The organism is Amycolatopsis sp. NPDC003865 (assembly GCF_053605345.1).
Map to the genome: position 1 here is coordinate 797,468 of NZ_JBSGJA010000001.1, position 12,717 is coordinate 810,184.

The following is a 12,717-nucleotide window of genomic DNA, read 5'->3' on the forward strand; positions in this document are numbered from 1 at the left end:
GCTCATCGCCCCTGCCACACGGGTGCCCGCTTCTCACGGAACGCTGTGGCGCCTTCGCGCGCGTCTTCGGAAGCGAAAACGGGTTCGACGACCGCGGCCTGGTTCCGCCACGCCTCCTCCGGAGACCAGGCGGCCCGCGCGACCCGCTTCGTGGCAGCCACGGCCAGCGGCCCGTTGGCCGCGATCTTCTCCGCGAGTTCGAGCGCGCCGGCCAGCGCACCACCCTCCTCGACGAGCCGGTTGACCAGACCGATCTCCGCGGCCCGGGAAGCGTCGACCGGATCGCCGGTCAGCAGCAGTTCCAACGCGACAGCCGGCGGGACGCGCTGAGGCAACAGCAACGCCCCGCCGGCCCGGGCCACGAGCGCCCGCTTGACCTCCGGCAGGCCGAACTTCGCCGTTCGCGCGGCGACCACCAGGTCGCAGGCGAGGAGCAGCTCGAACCCGCCGGCGAGCGCCCACCCTTCGACCGCGGCGATCAGCGGCTTCTTCGGCGGTGTCATCGTGATTCCGCAGAGACCGCGCCCCTCGATCGACGGGCTCTCCCCCACCAGGAACGCTTTGAGGTCCATCCCGGCGGAGAACGTGCCGCCGGCGCCGGTCAACACGCCTACCCGCAGTTCGCCGGTCGCGTCCAGCTCGTCAACGGCCGCGGCCACGGTTCCGGCAACCTTCGCGGTCAGCGCGTTCTTCGCCGCGGGCCGATTGATCGTGATGACCTGCACGGCGCCGCGGCGCTCGACGAGGACTTCGTCCGGCACGTTCACTCCTCACATCTCTGCTGTGTCCACGGCATCCTAATGCGTATACTCAATTCATGCGCCGCACGCTCTTCGACCGGGACCACGAAGACTTCCGCCTCCTGGTTCGTGACTTCCTGGCCCGCGAAGTGGTTCCGGTCTACGACGACTGGCGGCAGGCGGGCCTGGTGCCCCGCGAGCTGTTCACCTCGCTGGGCAAGCTCGGCGTGCTCGGCACCGCGGTCCCGGAGGAGTACGGCGGTGGCGGCCTCGACGACTACCGCTTCAACGTCGTCCTGCAGGAGGAGTGCGCGCGCGTGACCGTCACGCTCGGCGGGTTGCGCACTCATCTGGACGTCGTACTGCCGTACTTCCTCGGTCTCGCCAACGACGGGCAGCGCGCCCGGTGGTTCCCCGGGCTGGCCACGGGCGAGCTCTACACCGCGATCGCCATGAGCGAGCCCGGAACGGGCTCCGACCTCGCCGGCGTCACGACGAAAGCACTCCGCCGCGGCGACCACTACGTCGTCAACGGCGCGAAAACGTTCATCACCGGCGGCTACCACGCCGACCTCGTCATCGTCGTCGCCCGGACGTCGGCAGACCCCGGCGACCGGCGCCGGGGCCTCTCCTTGCTGGTGCTGGAGAAGGGGATGCCCGGGTTCACGGTCGGGCGCAAGCTGGACAAGCTGGGGTTGTCCGTGCAGGACACGGTCGAGCTGTCGTTCGCCGACGTGCGGGTGCCGGTGGCGAACCTGCTCGGCGAGGAAGGCGACGCGTTCGCGGCGCTGGGGCGCAACCTGGCCCAGGAACGGCTCGCGATCGCCGTCGGAGCGGTCGCCCAGACCCGCGCGGCGATCGACGTCACGACCGCTTACGTGCGCGCGCGGAAGGTGTTCGGCAAGCCGGTGTCGTTCTTCCAGAACACGAAGTTCGAGCTGGCCGCGATGGCGACCGAGCTGGAGGCGGCGCAGGCGATGCTCGACACGGCGATCACCGCGCACGTGGCCGGTGAACTGACGCCGGTCGACGCGGCCAAAGTCAAGTTGTTCTGCACCGAGGCGCAGGGGCGCACGGTCGACCGGTGCCTGCAGTTGCACGGCGGCTACGGTTACATCCTCGAGTACCCGATCGCCCGGCTGTACGCCGACGCACGGGTCAGCCGGATCTACGGCGGCACCAGCGAGGTCATGAAGACCATCATCAGCAAATCCATGGACCTGTAAGGGGTTTCGCATGCAGATCGAGGGATCGTCGGCGCTGGTCACCGGGGGCGCGTCCGGGCTCGGGCTGGCCACGGCCCGCCGCATCGTGGAACGCGGTGGCCAGGTGGTGCTGGCCGACCTCTCCGAGGAAATGGGCACCAAAGCGGCCGCGGACCTCGGTGCGCGTTTCGTGCGGGCGGACGTCACGGATCCGGAGGCGATGGCGTCCGCGATGGCGGCAGCCGGCCCGCTGCGGTTCGTCGTCCACTGCGCCGGCCGCGGCGGCGACCGCACCCGGATCCTCGGCAAGGACGGCGCCCCGGCCGACCTGGCCACGTTCGCCGAAGTGGTGCGCGTGAACCTGATCGGAACGTACAACGTGCTGCGCCTGGCGGCGGCGGAGATCGCGAAGAACCCGCCGGTCAACGGCGATCGCGGCGCGATCGTGCTCACGGCCTCGGTGGCAGCGTTCGACGGCCAGATCGGCCAGACGTCCTACAGCGCGGCCAAGGCTGGGGTGCATGGGATGACGCTGGTGGCGGCACGCGACCTGGCGAGCCAGCAGATCCGGGTGAACACGATCGCGCCGGGGATCATGGACACCCCGATGCTGGGCAGGCTCCGGGAGGACATCCGGGAGAGCCTGGCCGCCTCGGTGCCGCATCCGAAGCGTCTCGGCGACCCGGACGACTACGCGAGACTGGCGGTCGAGATGCTGGAGAACCCTTATCTGAACGGCCAGACCGTGCGGCTGGACGGGGCCATCCGGATGGCACCGCGTTGAGGCAAGCCCCTGTCTACGCATGGTGGTCGGGTAAGCGGATTACCTCCCATCCGACGAGCGCGAGCGAGCTCACCGCGCCGCTGACGGTAACCACCAGCCAAAGGAGATAGGGCACCGGCTGCTTCGTGCCCCCGAGCAGCGAAACCGTCACTCCGATCTCAACGGTTATGCCGGTGACCACGGGACTCAGCAACGGCACGTGGCGCGATGAGCCGAACGGGTACCAGTACCAGAAGACCAGACAGGACAGCTCGAACGGTCGGCACCACACCGCGGCGAGGGTGGCCGCGAAACCGATCAACCCCGGGGTCGCGTAGAATTTATCGTCGACGATGGCGAACAGCATCGTTTCCAGTGCCGCCAAGGCACGAAACACTGGCCAACAAGACTCGAGCGAAAAGCAGCGCTGATGGATCAGCAGAATACTGCCGACGATGACAGTCGCTCCGACCGATGGGCCGAGGGCCACTTCAGCATTGCTGGTCAGCTCGTCCGTCAGGACGAGGTTCTTCTTGGCGCCGAAGCCCGTGAAAGCCCATACCGTGATCGCGAAGCCCAGGATCGACCGCGCACGTGCCACCGGATCACTTTCGTCCGCACCATGCGGAGGTTGAGGTCCGAAGAGATATCTTGCCGCCATCCACGGCCAGATCGGACTTCTCCAACCGGTCGTCTTGGGAATCGAATCCACTGGGAACTCCGTGACGAATGAGGCAGGGCCGCCGAGACTCATCCGGCCCGGCGTGCAGCATCAATAACGCCAATAATCGGGTGGTGTTCCTCTACTGTTACGGATGCGACGCCGGAAACGGCGGTCTCAGTCAGTTGCGCCGAAGAGCGCGCGCACGTCCGGCCTGCTGACCTTCATCGACGGCGTCCGGGGCAGCTCCTCGACGACCTTGACCTCCGTGGGCACCTGATACCGAGCCAGCCGCTGAACGAGCCACTCCCGCAGCTCGGCCACCCCACACTCACCTCGAAGTGTCACGGCGGCCACCGGAACCTCGCCGAGTCGCTCGTCGGAAATCCCCACGGCGGACGCGTCGCGCACCGCCGGGTGTGCCCGGAGCGCTTCCTCGATCACGCTCGGCACGATCTTGAACCCGCCGCGGTTGATCGCGTCGTCCGCCCGGCCGTGGATGAACAGGAACCCGTCTTCGTCGATGCTCGCCAGGTCGGTCGTGCGTACCCAGCCCTCAACCGGCAACTGCGGCCCCTCGGCCTCCAGGATGCCGATCGTGCCGGCGGGCACCGGTGCACCTGTCGAAGGGTCGACCACCCGTAACGAGTTGCCGCGGAACGCGCGTCCGGCGCTGCCGCGCTTCGCGGCCCACCAGCTCTGGTGCAACGCCAGATCCCACCCCGCGATCGCGCCGGCGAACTCGGTCGCGCCGTAGACCGACAGCACCGGCACGCCGAAGCGGGCCGTGAACCGATCCGCGTCGTCGGGCGACAGCGGAGCCGTACCCGATGAAACCTGCTCGACGCCGTCGAAAACCTCACGCGGTAGATCGGACTGCAGAACCATCCGGAGCGCCGCCGGAGCGAGGCGGACCCGGCGGGGTCGCGTCCGGCGGACGAGCGCGGCCCAGCGCTCGACGTCGAACTTCTCCAGCAGCGCGGTGGGCAAGCCGGCTGCGACGTTGGCGATGGCGAAGTACAGGCCACCGATGTGGACCAGGGACATCCAGAGTATCGACGGGTGCCTGCGCAGCCGTACCTCAGCCGAAGCGACGGGGGTGCCCGAAGCCTCGAAGGCGGCGGTGAGCTTGCGGTAGGTCAGCTCGACCCGCTTCGGTCGCCCGGTCGTGCCACTGGTCTGCATCACCACCGCGACGTCGTCGGTGCACGCCGAGGTCGGGTCAGGCTGCCAGTCCGCCGGTCGGGCCGCCAGGGGACGGTCTCCTTCGCCGGTCACCAACGGCACAGCGGCGATCCGCGCGGCCGCGGCCAGCACACCGGGCCGAGCCCAGTCCTCCGGACCCGCGATGACGACGTCGGGAGCGAGCGTCGTGATGTCGTCGGCCAGCGCACTGTCCCCGTGAAAGGGGCTCAGCGTCACGACCTGGCGGCCGGTGGCGATCGTCGCGACCAACGCGGCCAGGTGGCCCGGGCGGTTGCGGAGCACGATGCCGATCCGGCGGGCATCGGGCGTCCCCGCCTCGGCGAGCAAGTGTTCGAGGCCCCCGACCGCCCGCCACAGGAAAGCCCAGGTGTAGCTCCGGTCCTCGAAAAGCAGGGCGGTTTCCTCCGGTGCGGCCGTGAGAACCCTGCGCAGCCGCGCGGGAAGGGGTCGGTCGGTGGCCACGCGCGGTTCCTCCGGGGTGGTCACGAGGTACCACCCAGCGGGCGGAACGGGCGGGCTGGCCACCACGGGTAGAACCGCGGCATGTCGGCCGACACCCGCTCGGGGAACTCGGCGGGGCGCTTGTCGAGGAAGGCCGCGATGCCTTCCTTCGCGTCTTCGGAGACGCCGCGTTCCTGGACCGCACGGGACTCGAGGACGTGGGCAGTCATCGGGTGGTCGACGGTGAGCATCCGCCACAGCATCTGCCGGTTGAGCGCGACCGAGACGGGTGCCGTGCGCTCGGCGATCTCGTGCGCGATGGCATACGCGGCCGGAAGCAGCTCACCGGGCGGGTGCACCGATCGAACGAGTCCGGCCCGCGCGGCTTCGGCCGCGTCGAAGAGGCGGCCGGTGGCCGACCATTCCAAGGCCTGGCTGATGCCGACGAGCCTCGGCAAGAACCACGTGGACGCACCCTCCAGCACGATGCCCCGGCTGGCGAAGACGAATCCGAATCGTGCGTCGGCCGAGGCGAGCCGGATGTCGGCGGATAGTGTCATCGTGGCGCCGACCCCGACCGCCGGACCGTTGAAGGCCACGATCACCGGCTTCAGCGAATCGAAGATCCGCAGCGAAACGCGGCCCGCGTCATCGCGGTGCTCGGCGCCGGCCGGGTAGTCGAAGGTGGCGGCGCCGGCCGCCAGGTCCGCGCCGGCGCAGAAACCGCGTCCAGCTCCCGTGAGCACGACCGCACGCACGCCATCATCGGTGTCGGCCAGATCGAAGGCGTCGATCAGCTCCTCGGCCATGGTGGTCGTGAAGGCGTTGAGCCGGTCGGGCCGGTTCAACGTGACGGTCAGGACACGGTCGGCGACCTCGCAGCGGATCTGCGAGAAGTTCTTCATCGCCCGGCACCGGGCCGGCGCCAGAAAGCGGCGAGCTGCCCGGCCGCCGCCCCGAGCCCCAATCCCGCGGCCAGCGCGGCCCGGCGCGGCCCGGTCCCCCGGTCCGCCAGGCCCAGTGCCCCGTCGACGCTGAACCGGCCGGGGCCGAGCGCGGCGAGGGCCACCGACGCGGCAGCGAGGTTGAGCACGAACTCGTAGCCCTCGTTCAGCACGAAGAACCCGTTGCCCACGTGCACAGCCCGCGCGGCGACACCCATCGTCCCGACGACAGCCGCGGCCGCCAGGGGTGTCGCAGCTCCGGCCACCAGTGCGGCGCCGGCTCCGATCTCGACCATCGCGCTGGCCCGGGCCTGCAGTTCCGGTCGCCGGAAGCCGACCGAACCGAACCACTTGGCCGTGCCGTCGAGCGTGCGAGCGTGCCGCACTCCGTGCGCGATCATCGTGCCGCCGATCGCGGCTCGCAGCGCCCAGCGCGCAACGTCGTTGCCACTCATCCTGTGCCTTTCGTCAGTCCTTGTGGGCGACGCGCTCGGCGAACCGGCGCGTCACTTCGGCCACGTCCGTCTGCCGTCGCAGCTTCGCCACCGATTCCAGGGCGAGCGCGTGGGCCGTGGTGGCGCCGTCGCCACCGGCAAGCAGCTCCAGGGTCTCGGCGACCGCTTCCGGCCGGGCGCCGACGATCCCCGCGGCGACCTGCCGGGCCCGCTCGGCCAGCCGGTAGTGCGGGACCACCTCGTTGACCAGTCCGGTGCGCAGGGCCTGGCCTGCCTCGATCGGTTCTCCGGTCAGCATCATCTGGCGAGCCAGCCGCACGCCCACCGCCCTCGGCAGCAGCGCGCTCATTCCCCAGCCCGCCACCAGCCCCAGGGCGGCGTGCGTGTCGGCGAACCGCGCGCGCTCGGAAGCGATCAGGAAGTCGCAGGACAACGCCAGCTCCAGCGCACCGGTGTAGCAGGGCCCGTTGATCACTCCCAGCACGGGCGTGCGGGCCGCGCGCACGACCTCCGCGGGATCGGTCCTCGCCCCGCGCGACGCCCGCAGCGCTTCTTCCAGGTCAACGCCCGCCGAGAACGCCGGATCCGCGCCGGTCAGCACGATCACGCGGGTGTCCGGGTCGGCGTCGGCCGCCTGGACGGCCGCGATCAGGCCGCGTCGCATGGCGATCGTCAGCGCGTTGCGCGATTCCGGCCGGTCGAGGGTCAGCCACCGCGCGCCTTCGACCCAGTGGCTGGTGAGGCCGTCGACGTCGCTCACGCGGAGAGGACCAGCGCCGAGCCCATGCCGCCACCGGCGCACATCGCGGCGACCGCGGTGCCACCTCCGCGCCGGCGCAGCTCGTGGGCGAGGGTGGTGATCATCCGGGCACCGGTCGCGGCGATGGGGTGGCCCAGGCTGCAGCCACTGCCGAACGGGTTGACCCGGTCTTCGTCGAGCCCCAGTTCGCGGGTGGTGGCCACGGCGACGGACGCGAAGGCTTCGTTCACCTCGAACAGGTCGACGTCGGCGAGACCGAGACGGGCGAGAGCGAGTGCCTTGCGGATGGCGGTGATCGGCGCGAACCCCGTCCGCACCGGATCGACGCCGACGTTCGCCCACGACCGAATGGTCGCGAGCGGGTCCAGGCCGTGTTCGCCCGCCAGCGCCGCGTCGGCGACGACGATTGCCGCGGCGCCGTCGTTCACGCCACTGGAATTGCCCGCGGTGATGGAGAACCCGTCGATCTCCGGGTGCAGCACCTTCAACGTCGCCAGCTTCTCCAGGCTGGTGCCGCGCCGCGGATGTTCGTCGACGTCGAAGACCTCGCCGTCGGCGAGCTTCACCGGGACGATCTCGTCGGCGAACCGGCCGGTGTCGATGGCACGCAGAGCACGTTCGTGCGAACGCAGGGCCCACGCGTCCATCTCCGCCCGGCTGATCCCGGCCAGCCGAGCGGTGTTCCAGCCGACGAGGACCGCCATGTCCCGGTTCGGCGCATCCGGCGTGGGTACGTGGGACGGCGAGCTCCACGGATCTTCCCAGTCGTCGGTACCGGGAATACGCCTGCGGGCCACGGGCGCGGTCGAGGACGACTGGGTTCCGCCCGCGACCACGGCGCGGTCCATCCCGGCGCGGATGTTCGCGGCCGCGCTCGCGACGCTCGCGAGGCCGGAGGCACAGTGCCGGTTGACCGCGACGCCGGGGACATGCGGGAGGCCGGCTTCCAACGCCGCGTAGCGGGCGATGTCCCCGCCGCCGGCGAGGGTTTCGCCGAGCACGACGTCATCGAGCGCCTCAGGCGGGAGGCCGGAGCGTTGCGCGGCTTCGCGGACCACCACCGTCGCGAGATCGAAGGCACTCGTCTCACGCAGAGTTCCCTTGCGGGCGGTGCCGATGGCGGTCCGGCAGGCTGACAGCAGCACAGCGTCGGTCATGGAATTCGTTATACTTTATTCCGGTGCCGACCGGAAGAGCGGCGCCGGAGAAGACGGAGGCGCCGAATGGACCCGAAGACCGTGCTGTTCGCCGTGACCGACCACGTCGCGACGATCACGCTGAACCGGCCCGAGGCCATGAACAGCTTCACCCAGGCGATGCTCGACGACTTCGCCGCGATCTGGCGGCGAGTCAAGGACGACGACGAGATCCGGGTCGTGGTGCTGCGCGCCGCGGGCGAGCGTGCGTTCTGCACCGGCATGGACGTCAAGGAGGGCATCGACCGGCACTCCAACGTGTGGAGCCGCACCGACCCGGGCGAGAAACTGTCGCCGAAGACCAACCAGGTGTGGAAGCCCCTGGTGTGCGCCGTGCACGGGATGGCTGCCGGCGGAGCGTTCTACTGGCTCAACGAAGCCGACATCGTAGTGTGCTCCGAAGACGCGACCTTCTTCGATCCCCATGTCAGCTACGGCCTGACCGCCGCGCTCGAACCGATCGGGCTCGCCCGGCGCATCCCCTTGGGGGAGACCCTGCGCATCGCGCTGCTGGGCTTGGACGAGCGCCTGTCGGCCGAACGAGCCCTGCAGATCGGCCTGGTCAGCGAAGTTCTGGACCGCGACGCCCTGTGGGATCGAGCCGACGAGATCGCCCGCATCATCGCGGCGAAGCCACCCGCCGCGATCCAGGGCACCGTCCGCGCGATCTGGGAGTCCCTCGACGCGACGCGCACCCAGGCCCTGCGCACCGGCCTTTCCTACACCCAGCTCGGCAATCCCCTCGGAACGGCCGAGGTGGATCGCGCGACGGTGTCGCGCAAGTGGACTCTGCGCTAGCCTGCTCACAAAAGAGTACCCTCTTTAGGAGCTGCGATGTTGTTCGGAATGCCGTGGCCCGGCGCCGGGGTCGCCCGCGAGGCCGAGCAGGCAGGGATCGGGGCCTTCTGCACCGGTGAGTTCGCCGACCACGACGCCTACACGACGCTCGCCGAGATGGTGGCCGGCACCGAGCGGGCCTTGGTCGGTCCTGCGATCGCATACGCGTTCGCGCGCACGCCGTACGCCCACGCCACCGCGATGCGCCAGCTGCACGCGAAGGCACCCGGCCGGCTGTTCCTGGGACTCGGATCCGGCGCGTTCCGGGTCAACCGCGACTGGCTGGGGGTACCGGCCGACCGCCCGGTGGCACGGGTGGCGGAAACGGTCGAAGCCGTGCGGGCATGGCTGCACGCGGAGAACGGCGAGAAGGTCCGGTTCTCGGGGGAGTTCCACTCCCTCGACGCCGACGTCCGCGCACCGGTCCTGGGACGGCTCGAACTCCCCATCCTCCTCGGGGCGTTCAACCGGCGGATGGCTGCCGCGGCCGGCCGGGTCGCGGACGGCGTGATCGGGCACGGGCTGTTCACGGCCTCCTGGTGGGAAGACGTGGTCCGTCCTGCGGTCGCGGCGCCGGGCCGCAGACCGGTGGAACACGGCTGGGTGATCACCGCGGTGGACGACGCCGCACCCGAGCGCGCGATCGCCGACGCCCGGCGCATGATCGGCTTCTACCTGACAGTCAAGACGTATGACCCGTACGTGGCCCACCACGGCTGGGAGGGCCCGGTCGCCCGGCTGCGGACCGCGTTCCGGGCGGGTGACACCGACGGCATGGCCGAAGCGGTGACCGACGACATGCTGGCCGCCATCGCGATCTGCGGGACGACCGGCGATGCGAAAGAAGCATTGGCGCGCCGGCGTTTGTCGTTGCCCCGAGACGTGGCGTACTTCGCGCCGCCGAGCTTTCTGGTCGGGCACAAGCGCCGCGCGGCGTACGCCCGCGCGAGCCTGGGCTTGCTGGGTACTTTCACCTGATCCCGCGCGAATCGCCGCCGATGAGCGTCGTGCGAACCACTCCCGCATCGCACCGGCGCAAGGCCTCGGTCAACGGCACGTGCAGCAGAACCAGATCGGCCGGCGCCCCCAGCCGAACCCGCCGGGGCGGACCACCGGGGTCGTCCAGCGCGCTCAGGTACCCGTCCAGCGCCGCGGCCGCGCTGATCCGCTCGCCCGGCCCCACGACCCGCCCGGACGGCGAGCGCCGCTCAGCGGCGGCGCGGATCACCGCCCACGGGTCGAGCGGCCCGTACGGCGCATCACTCGACGCGACACAACGGATTCCGGCTGAAACGAGCGATCCCAAGCGGTACAGATCAGGCTGATCGGCCGCCGGCACGTCGCGCAGGTAGTCGTCGCCGCGCCACGTCAAGAACCCCGGCTGCGTCACCACGCGCAGTCCCGCCAGGCGCGGCACCAGTTCGCCGGGTACGAGGGCCGCGTGTTCGACGCGGTCACCGGCGCGGTGTCCCGTCTCTTCGAAAGCGGCGAGCAGGAGCACCAGCGCTTCCCTGGTCACGCAGTGCGCCGCCACGGACCTGCCGGCGTCGTGCGCCGCGCGGATCCGGCCGGTCAGCCAGGCGAAGTCCGGCAGTTCGGAGTCGGCCAGGACGATCTTGTAGGGTCCCGTCACCCTGGGGTGTCCCAGCGGCGCGCCGAGCGGGAGGACCTGCTGTGGCAGCTCGTCGAACGAGTCGACGGCGGCCGCGTCGAGGTCGGGCGTCGCGTCGGTGACGCCGGTGATGCCAAGCCGCGTGAGCCGCGCACCCACAGTGTCGAGGCTCGGCAGTGCCCTGCGGGGAAGGCGGCCGCGCAGCCAGTCGTCCGCCCGCCACAGCCGCCCGGTGACCAGCCCGTCCGGATCCCGCTCGATACCCTGGTGCGTGCCCGCGGACAGCCCGATCGCACGGGCGCCGGCGATGTTCACCACCCACAAGGCGCCGCTGCGGTGCTGAACGCGGACCGGCCGCCCGGGGTGCAGGCGGTCGAGCACCGCCGAGTCCAGCGGACCGGCCACGGACTCGTGGTACCCGATACCCCTTACCCAGCCGTGGTCATCGGCGGGTGCCCCGGACAGCGCGGCCGCCAGGTCGGCCGGTGTGCGGACGTCGGGGGGACCGCACGGCACCGACGTCGCGGCAGCGGCAAGGGCGTGCAGGTGCACGTGGTGGTCGCACAGCCCCGGCAGGAGCGCGCCGCCTTTCGCGTCGAGTACTTCCTCGCCCGGCCGGCGGTCCAGCACCGCCCCGATCTCGATCACCGATCCGCCGTCGATCCGGACGTCGGCCCGGCGGCTGTCCAGCTCGGCGGCCCGGATCAGCATGCCGGTCACCGGAGCCCCAGACCGTGCAGCACCTCGGCGGTGTGGGCACCGCTCGCGGGTGCGCTGCCCACTGCTTTCCGGTGCCGGGGCGCGGCCACCGGAAACCCTCGGGGCGGCCGGCGACCGGGCAGATCCGGGTCCAGGGTGGCTGCGACGACGTCGGCCATCGCCACGTCGACCAGCGCGCCCCCTTCCCGGCTGCACAGTGCCAGCTCGGTCGCTGCCAGCCCGGTCAGAGGGTCGGCCAGGGCGTCACCGCAGAAGTACGGCACGCCATCGTCCCCGTCGACCACCAGCCCGTTCGCGGCCGCGACGTCGTCGCCGAAGCCGACGCGGTCGCTGTCGCGCCCGTAGGCCGTGATCGAGATCCAGACGGTGCCTCCGGCAGCCGCAGCAGCGGCGTCGAGGCCGAACCGGGCTAGTGCCCGCGGCCGGGAAGCTTCGATGACGACATCCGCCGCCTCGACCAGGCGGGCCATGGCGCTGCGGCCGTCGGCGGTGCCCGGGTCGAGGACGACCGAGCGGTGCCCGGCGTGGAGCAGGCGGTAGAACGCCGGGTTGCCGTTGCGGGCGCCGTCCGGTCGTTGCGGCGTCTCGACCTTGATCACGTCGGCGCCGAGCAGGCCGAGCAGGTGCGCGCACAACGGCCCGGCCCAGAGTGCGCTGAAGTCGACGACAAGCAGCCCTTCGACCGACCGTCGTCGTCCCGGCACGGGCAGGCGCGGCTTGTCGGCCTGCGGCCGCACGGGGCCGGCGGCGACACCGAGCGGAGTGGCGCGGGCGACCAGCTCATCACCCGTGTGCTCGCGCACCCAGCGGATCACCCCGGGCCACGGATCGGCGGGCAGTTCCACCCCGACCAGCGCGCCGAGCAGGAGCGGGTCATCGGGGCGGGCGCAGGACACCGCGGCCCAGCCGTCGGCCGTCCGCAGGAGGCGGCAGCTCCCGCCGACCGAGACGCGGCCGCCGCGACCGCGCCCGGTGAACGCAGCCCGCTCGGCCAGCAGGTGCGCGCCGTCGACCGGCAAGCCGCACCGCCGCGTGATCTCGCGGGCGACCGTGGCGGCGCGGCCGGGCGGAACCAGTGGCGGGCCGTCCGGCGCACCGGTCAGCGCGACCACCCCGCTGTCCAGCCAGTCCGCGAGGGATTCTCCCTGCATACCTCGAATGGTACGCTGAATCCGTT

At 71.2% G+C, this 12,717-nt stretch carries 13 protein-coding genes; 4 read left to right on the forward strand and 9 right to left on the reverse strand.

Going from position 1 to position 12,717, the window contains the following annotated elements; translation table 11 throughout:
* Positions 1-2 precede the first annotated feature (2 nt).
* Positions 3-761, reverse strand: coding sequence for a crotonase/enoyl-CoA hydratase family protein (locus tag ACWEVP_RS03500; RefSeq protein WP_452061047.1), 759 nt, complete (start codon positions 759-761; stop codon positions 3-5).
* A gap of 56 nt (positions 762-817) precedes the next feature.
* Between ACWEVP_RS03500 and ACWEVP_RS03505 the strand changes: the two genes are divergently transcribed.
* Positions 818-1,966 carry an acyl-CoA dehydrogenase family protein gene (locus ACWEVP_RS03505; protein ID WP_452061048.1) on the forward strand — a complete coding sequence of 383 codons (1,149 nt, stop codon included), beginning with the start codon at positions 818-820 and terminating at the stop codon, positions 1,964-1,966.
* A gap of 10 nt (positions 1,967-1,976) precedes the next feature.
* Positions 1,977-2,729, forward strand: a complete 753-nt coding sequence (locus ACWEVP_RS03510) for an SDR family NAD(P)-dependent oxidoreductase (protein WP_452061049.1) — start codon at positions 1,977-1,979, stop codon at positions 2,727-2,729.
* Between the two features lie 13 nt (positions 2,730-2,742).
* Here the strand turns inward: ACWEVP_RS03510 and ACWEVP_RS03515 are convergent, their stop codons facing one another.
* The 6 genes from ACWEVP_RS03515 to ACWEVP_RS03540 all read right to left on the reverse strand — a co-directional run bounded on the left by ACWEVP_RS03515 (position 2,743) and on the right by ACWEVP_RS03540 (position 8,332).
* Positions 2,743-3,420: a hypothetical protein gene (locus tag ACWEVP_RS03515; RefSeq protein ID WP_452061050.1), complete on the reverse strand. Its 678-nt coding sequence runs from the start codon at positions 3,418-3,420 to the stop codon at positions 2,743-2,745.
* A gap of 126 nt (positions 3,421-3,546) precedes the next feature.
* Positions 3,547-5,037, reverse strand: a complete 1,491-nt coding sequence (locus ACWEVP_RS03520; RefSeq protein WP_452061051.1) for a class I adenylate-forming enzyme family protein — start codon at positions 5,035-5,037, stop codon at positions 3,547-3,549.
* 20 nt (positions 5,038-5,057) lie between these two features.
* A complete protein-coding gene (locus ACWEVP_RS03525) occupies positions 5,058-5,921 on the reverse strand; it encodes a crotonase/enoyl-CoA hydratase family protein (RefSeq protein WP_452061052.1) in 864 nt (287 codons plus the stop codon).
* The gene (locus ACWEVP_RS03530; RefSeq protein WP_452061053.1) at positions 5,918-6,415 is read right to left on the reverse strand and encodes a DoxX family protein; all 498 of its coding nucleotides are present in this window, start codon (positions 6,413-6,415) and stop codon (positions 5,918-5,920) included. The genes ACWEVP_RS03525 and ACWEVP_RS03530 overlap by 4 nt, the downstream gene beginning before the upstream one ends.
* A 13-nt stretch (positions 6,416-6,428) precedes the next feature.
* Entirely contained in the window at positions 6,429-7,175 is a 747-nt protein-coding gene (locus tag ACWEVP_RS03535; protein WP_452061054.1) for an enoyl-CoA hydratase, read from the reverse strand.
* The gene (locus ACWEVP_RS03540) at positions 7,172-8,332 is read right to left on the reverse strand and encodes a thiolase family protein (protein WP_452061055.1); all 1,161 of its coding nucleotides are present in this window, start codon (positions 8,330-8,332) and stop codon (positions 7,172-7,174) included. The genes ACWEVP_RS03535 and ACWEVP_RS03540 overlap by 4 nt, the downstream gene beginning before the upstream one ends.
* Before the next feature lie 66 nt (positions 8,333-8,398).
* On the opposite strand from ACWEVP_RS03540, the gene ACWEVP_RS03545 reads away from it, so the two are divergent.
* On the forward strand, positions 8,399-9,169 hold the full coding sequence (locus ACWEVP_RS03545; protein ID WP_452061056.1) for an enoyl-CoA hydratase/isomerase family protein: 771 nt from the start codon (positions 8,399-8,401) through the stop codon (positions 9,167-9,169).
* Positions 9,170-9,205: 36 nt separating this feature from the next.
* Complete coding sequence (locus ACWEVP_RS03550) at positions 9,206-10,186, forward strand: LLM class flavin-dependent oxidoreductase (RefSeq protein WP_452061057.1); 981 nt, start codon at positions 9,206-9,208, stop codon at positions 10,184-10,186.
* Here the strand turns inward: ACWEVP_RS03550 and ACWEVP_RS03555 are convergent.
* Positions 10,179-11,531 carry an amidohydrolase family protein gene (locus ACWEVP_RS03555; RefSeq protein ID WP_452061058.1) on the reverse strand — a complete coding sequence of 451 codons (1,353 nt, stop codon included), beginning with the start codon at positions 11,529-11,531 and terminating at the stop codon, positions 10,179-10,181. The genes ACWEVP_RS03550 and ACWEVP_RS03555 overlap by 8 nt on opposite strands.
* A gap of 5 nt (positions 11,532-11,536) precedes the next feature.
* The gene (locus ACWEVP_RS03560; RefSeq protein WP_452061059.1) at positions 11,537-12,691 is read right to left on the reverse strand and encodes a CoA transferase; all 1,155 of its coding nucleotides are present in this window, start codon (positions 12,689-12,691) and stop codon (positions 11,537-11,539) included.
* Positions 12,692-12,717: the final 26 nt, after the last annotated feature.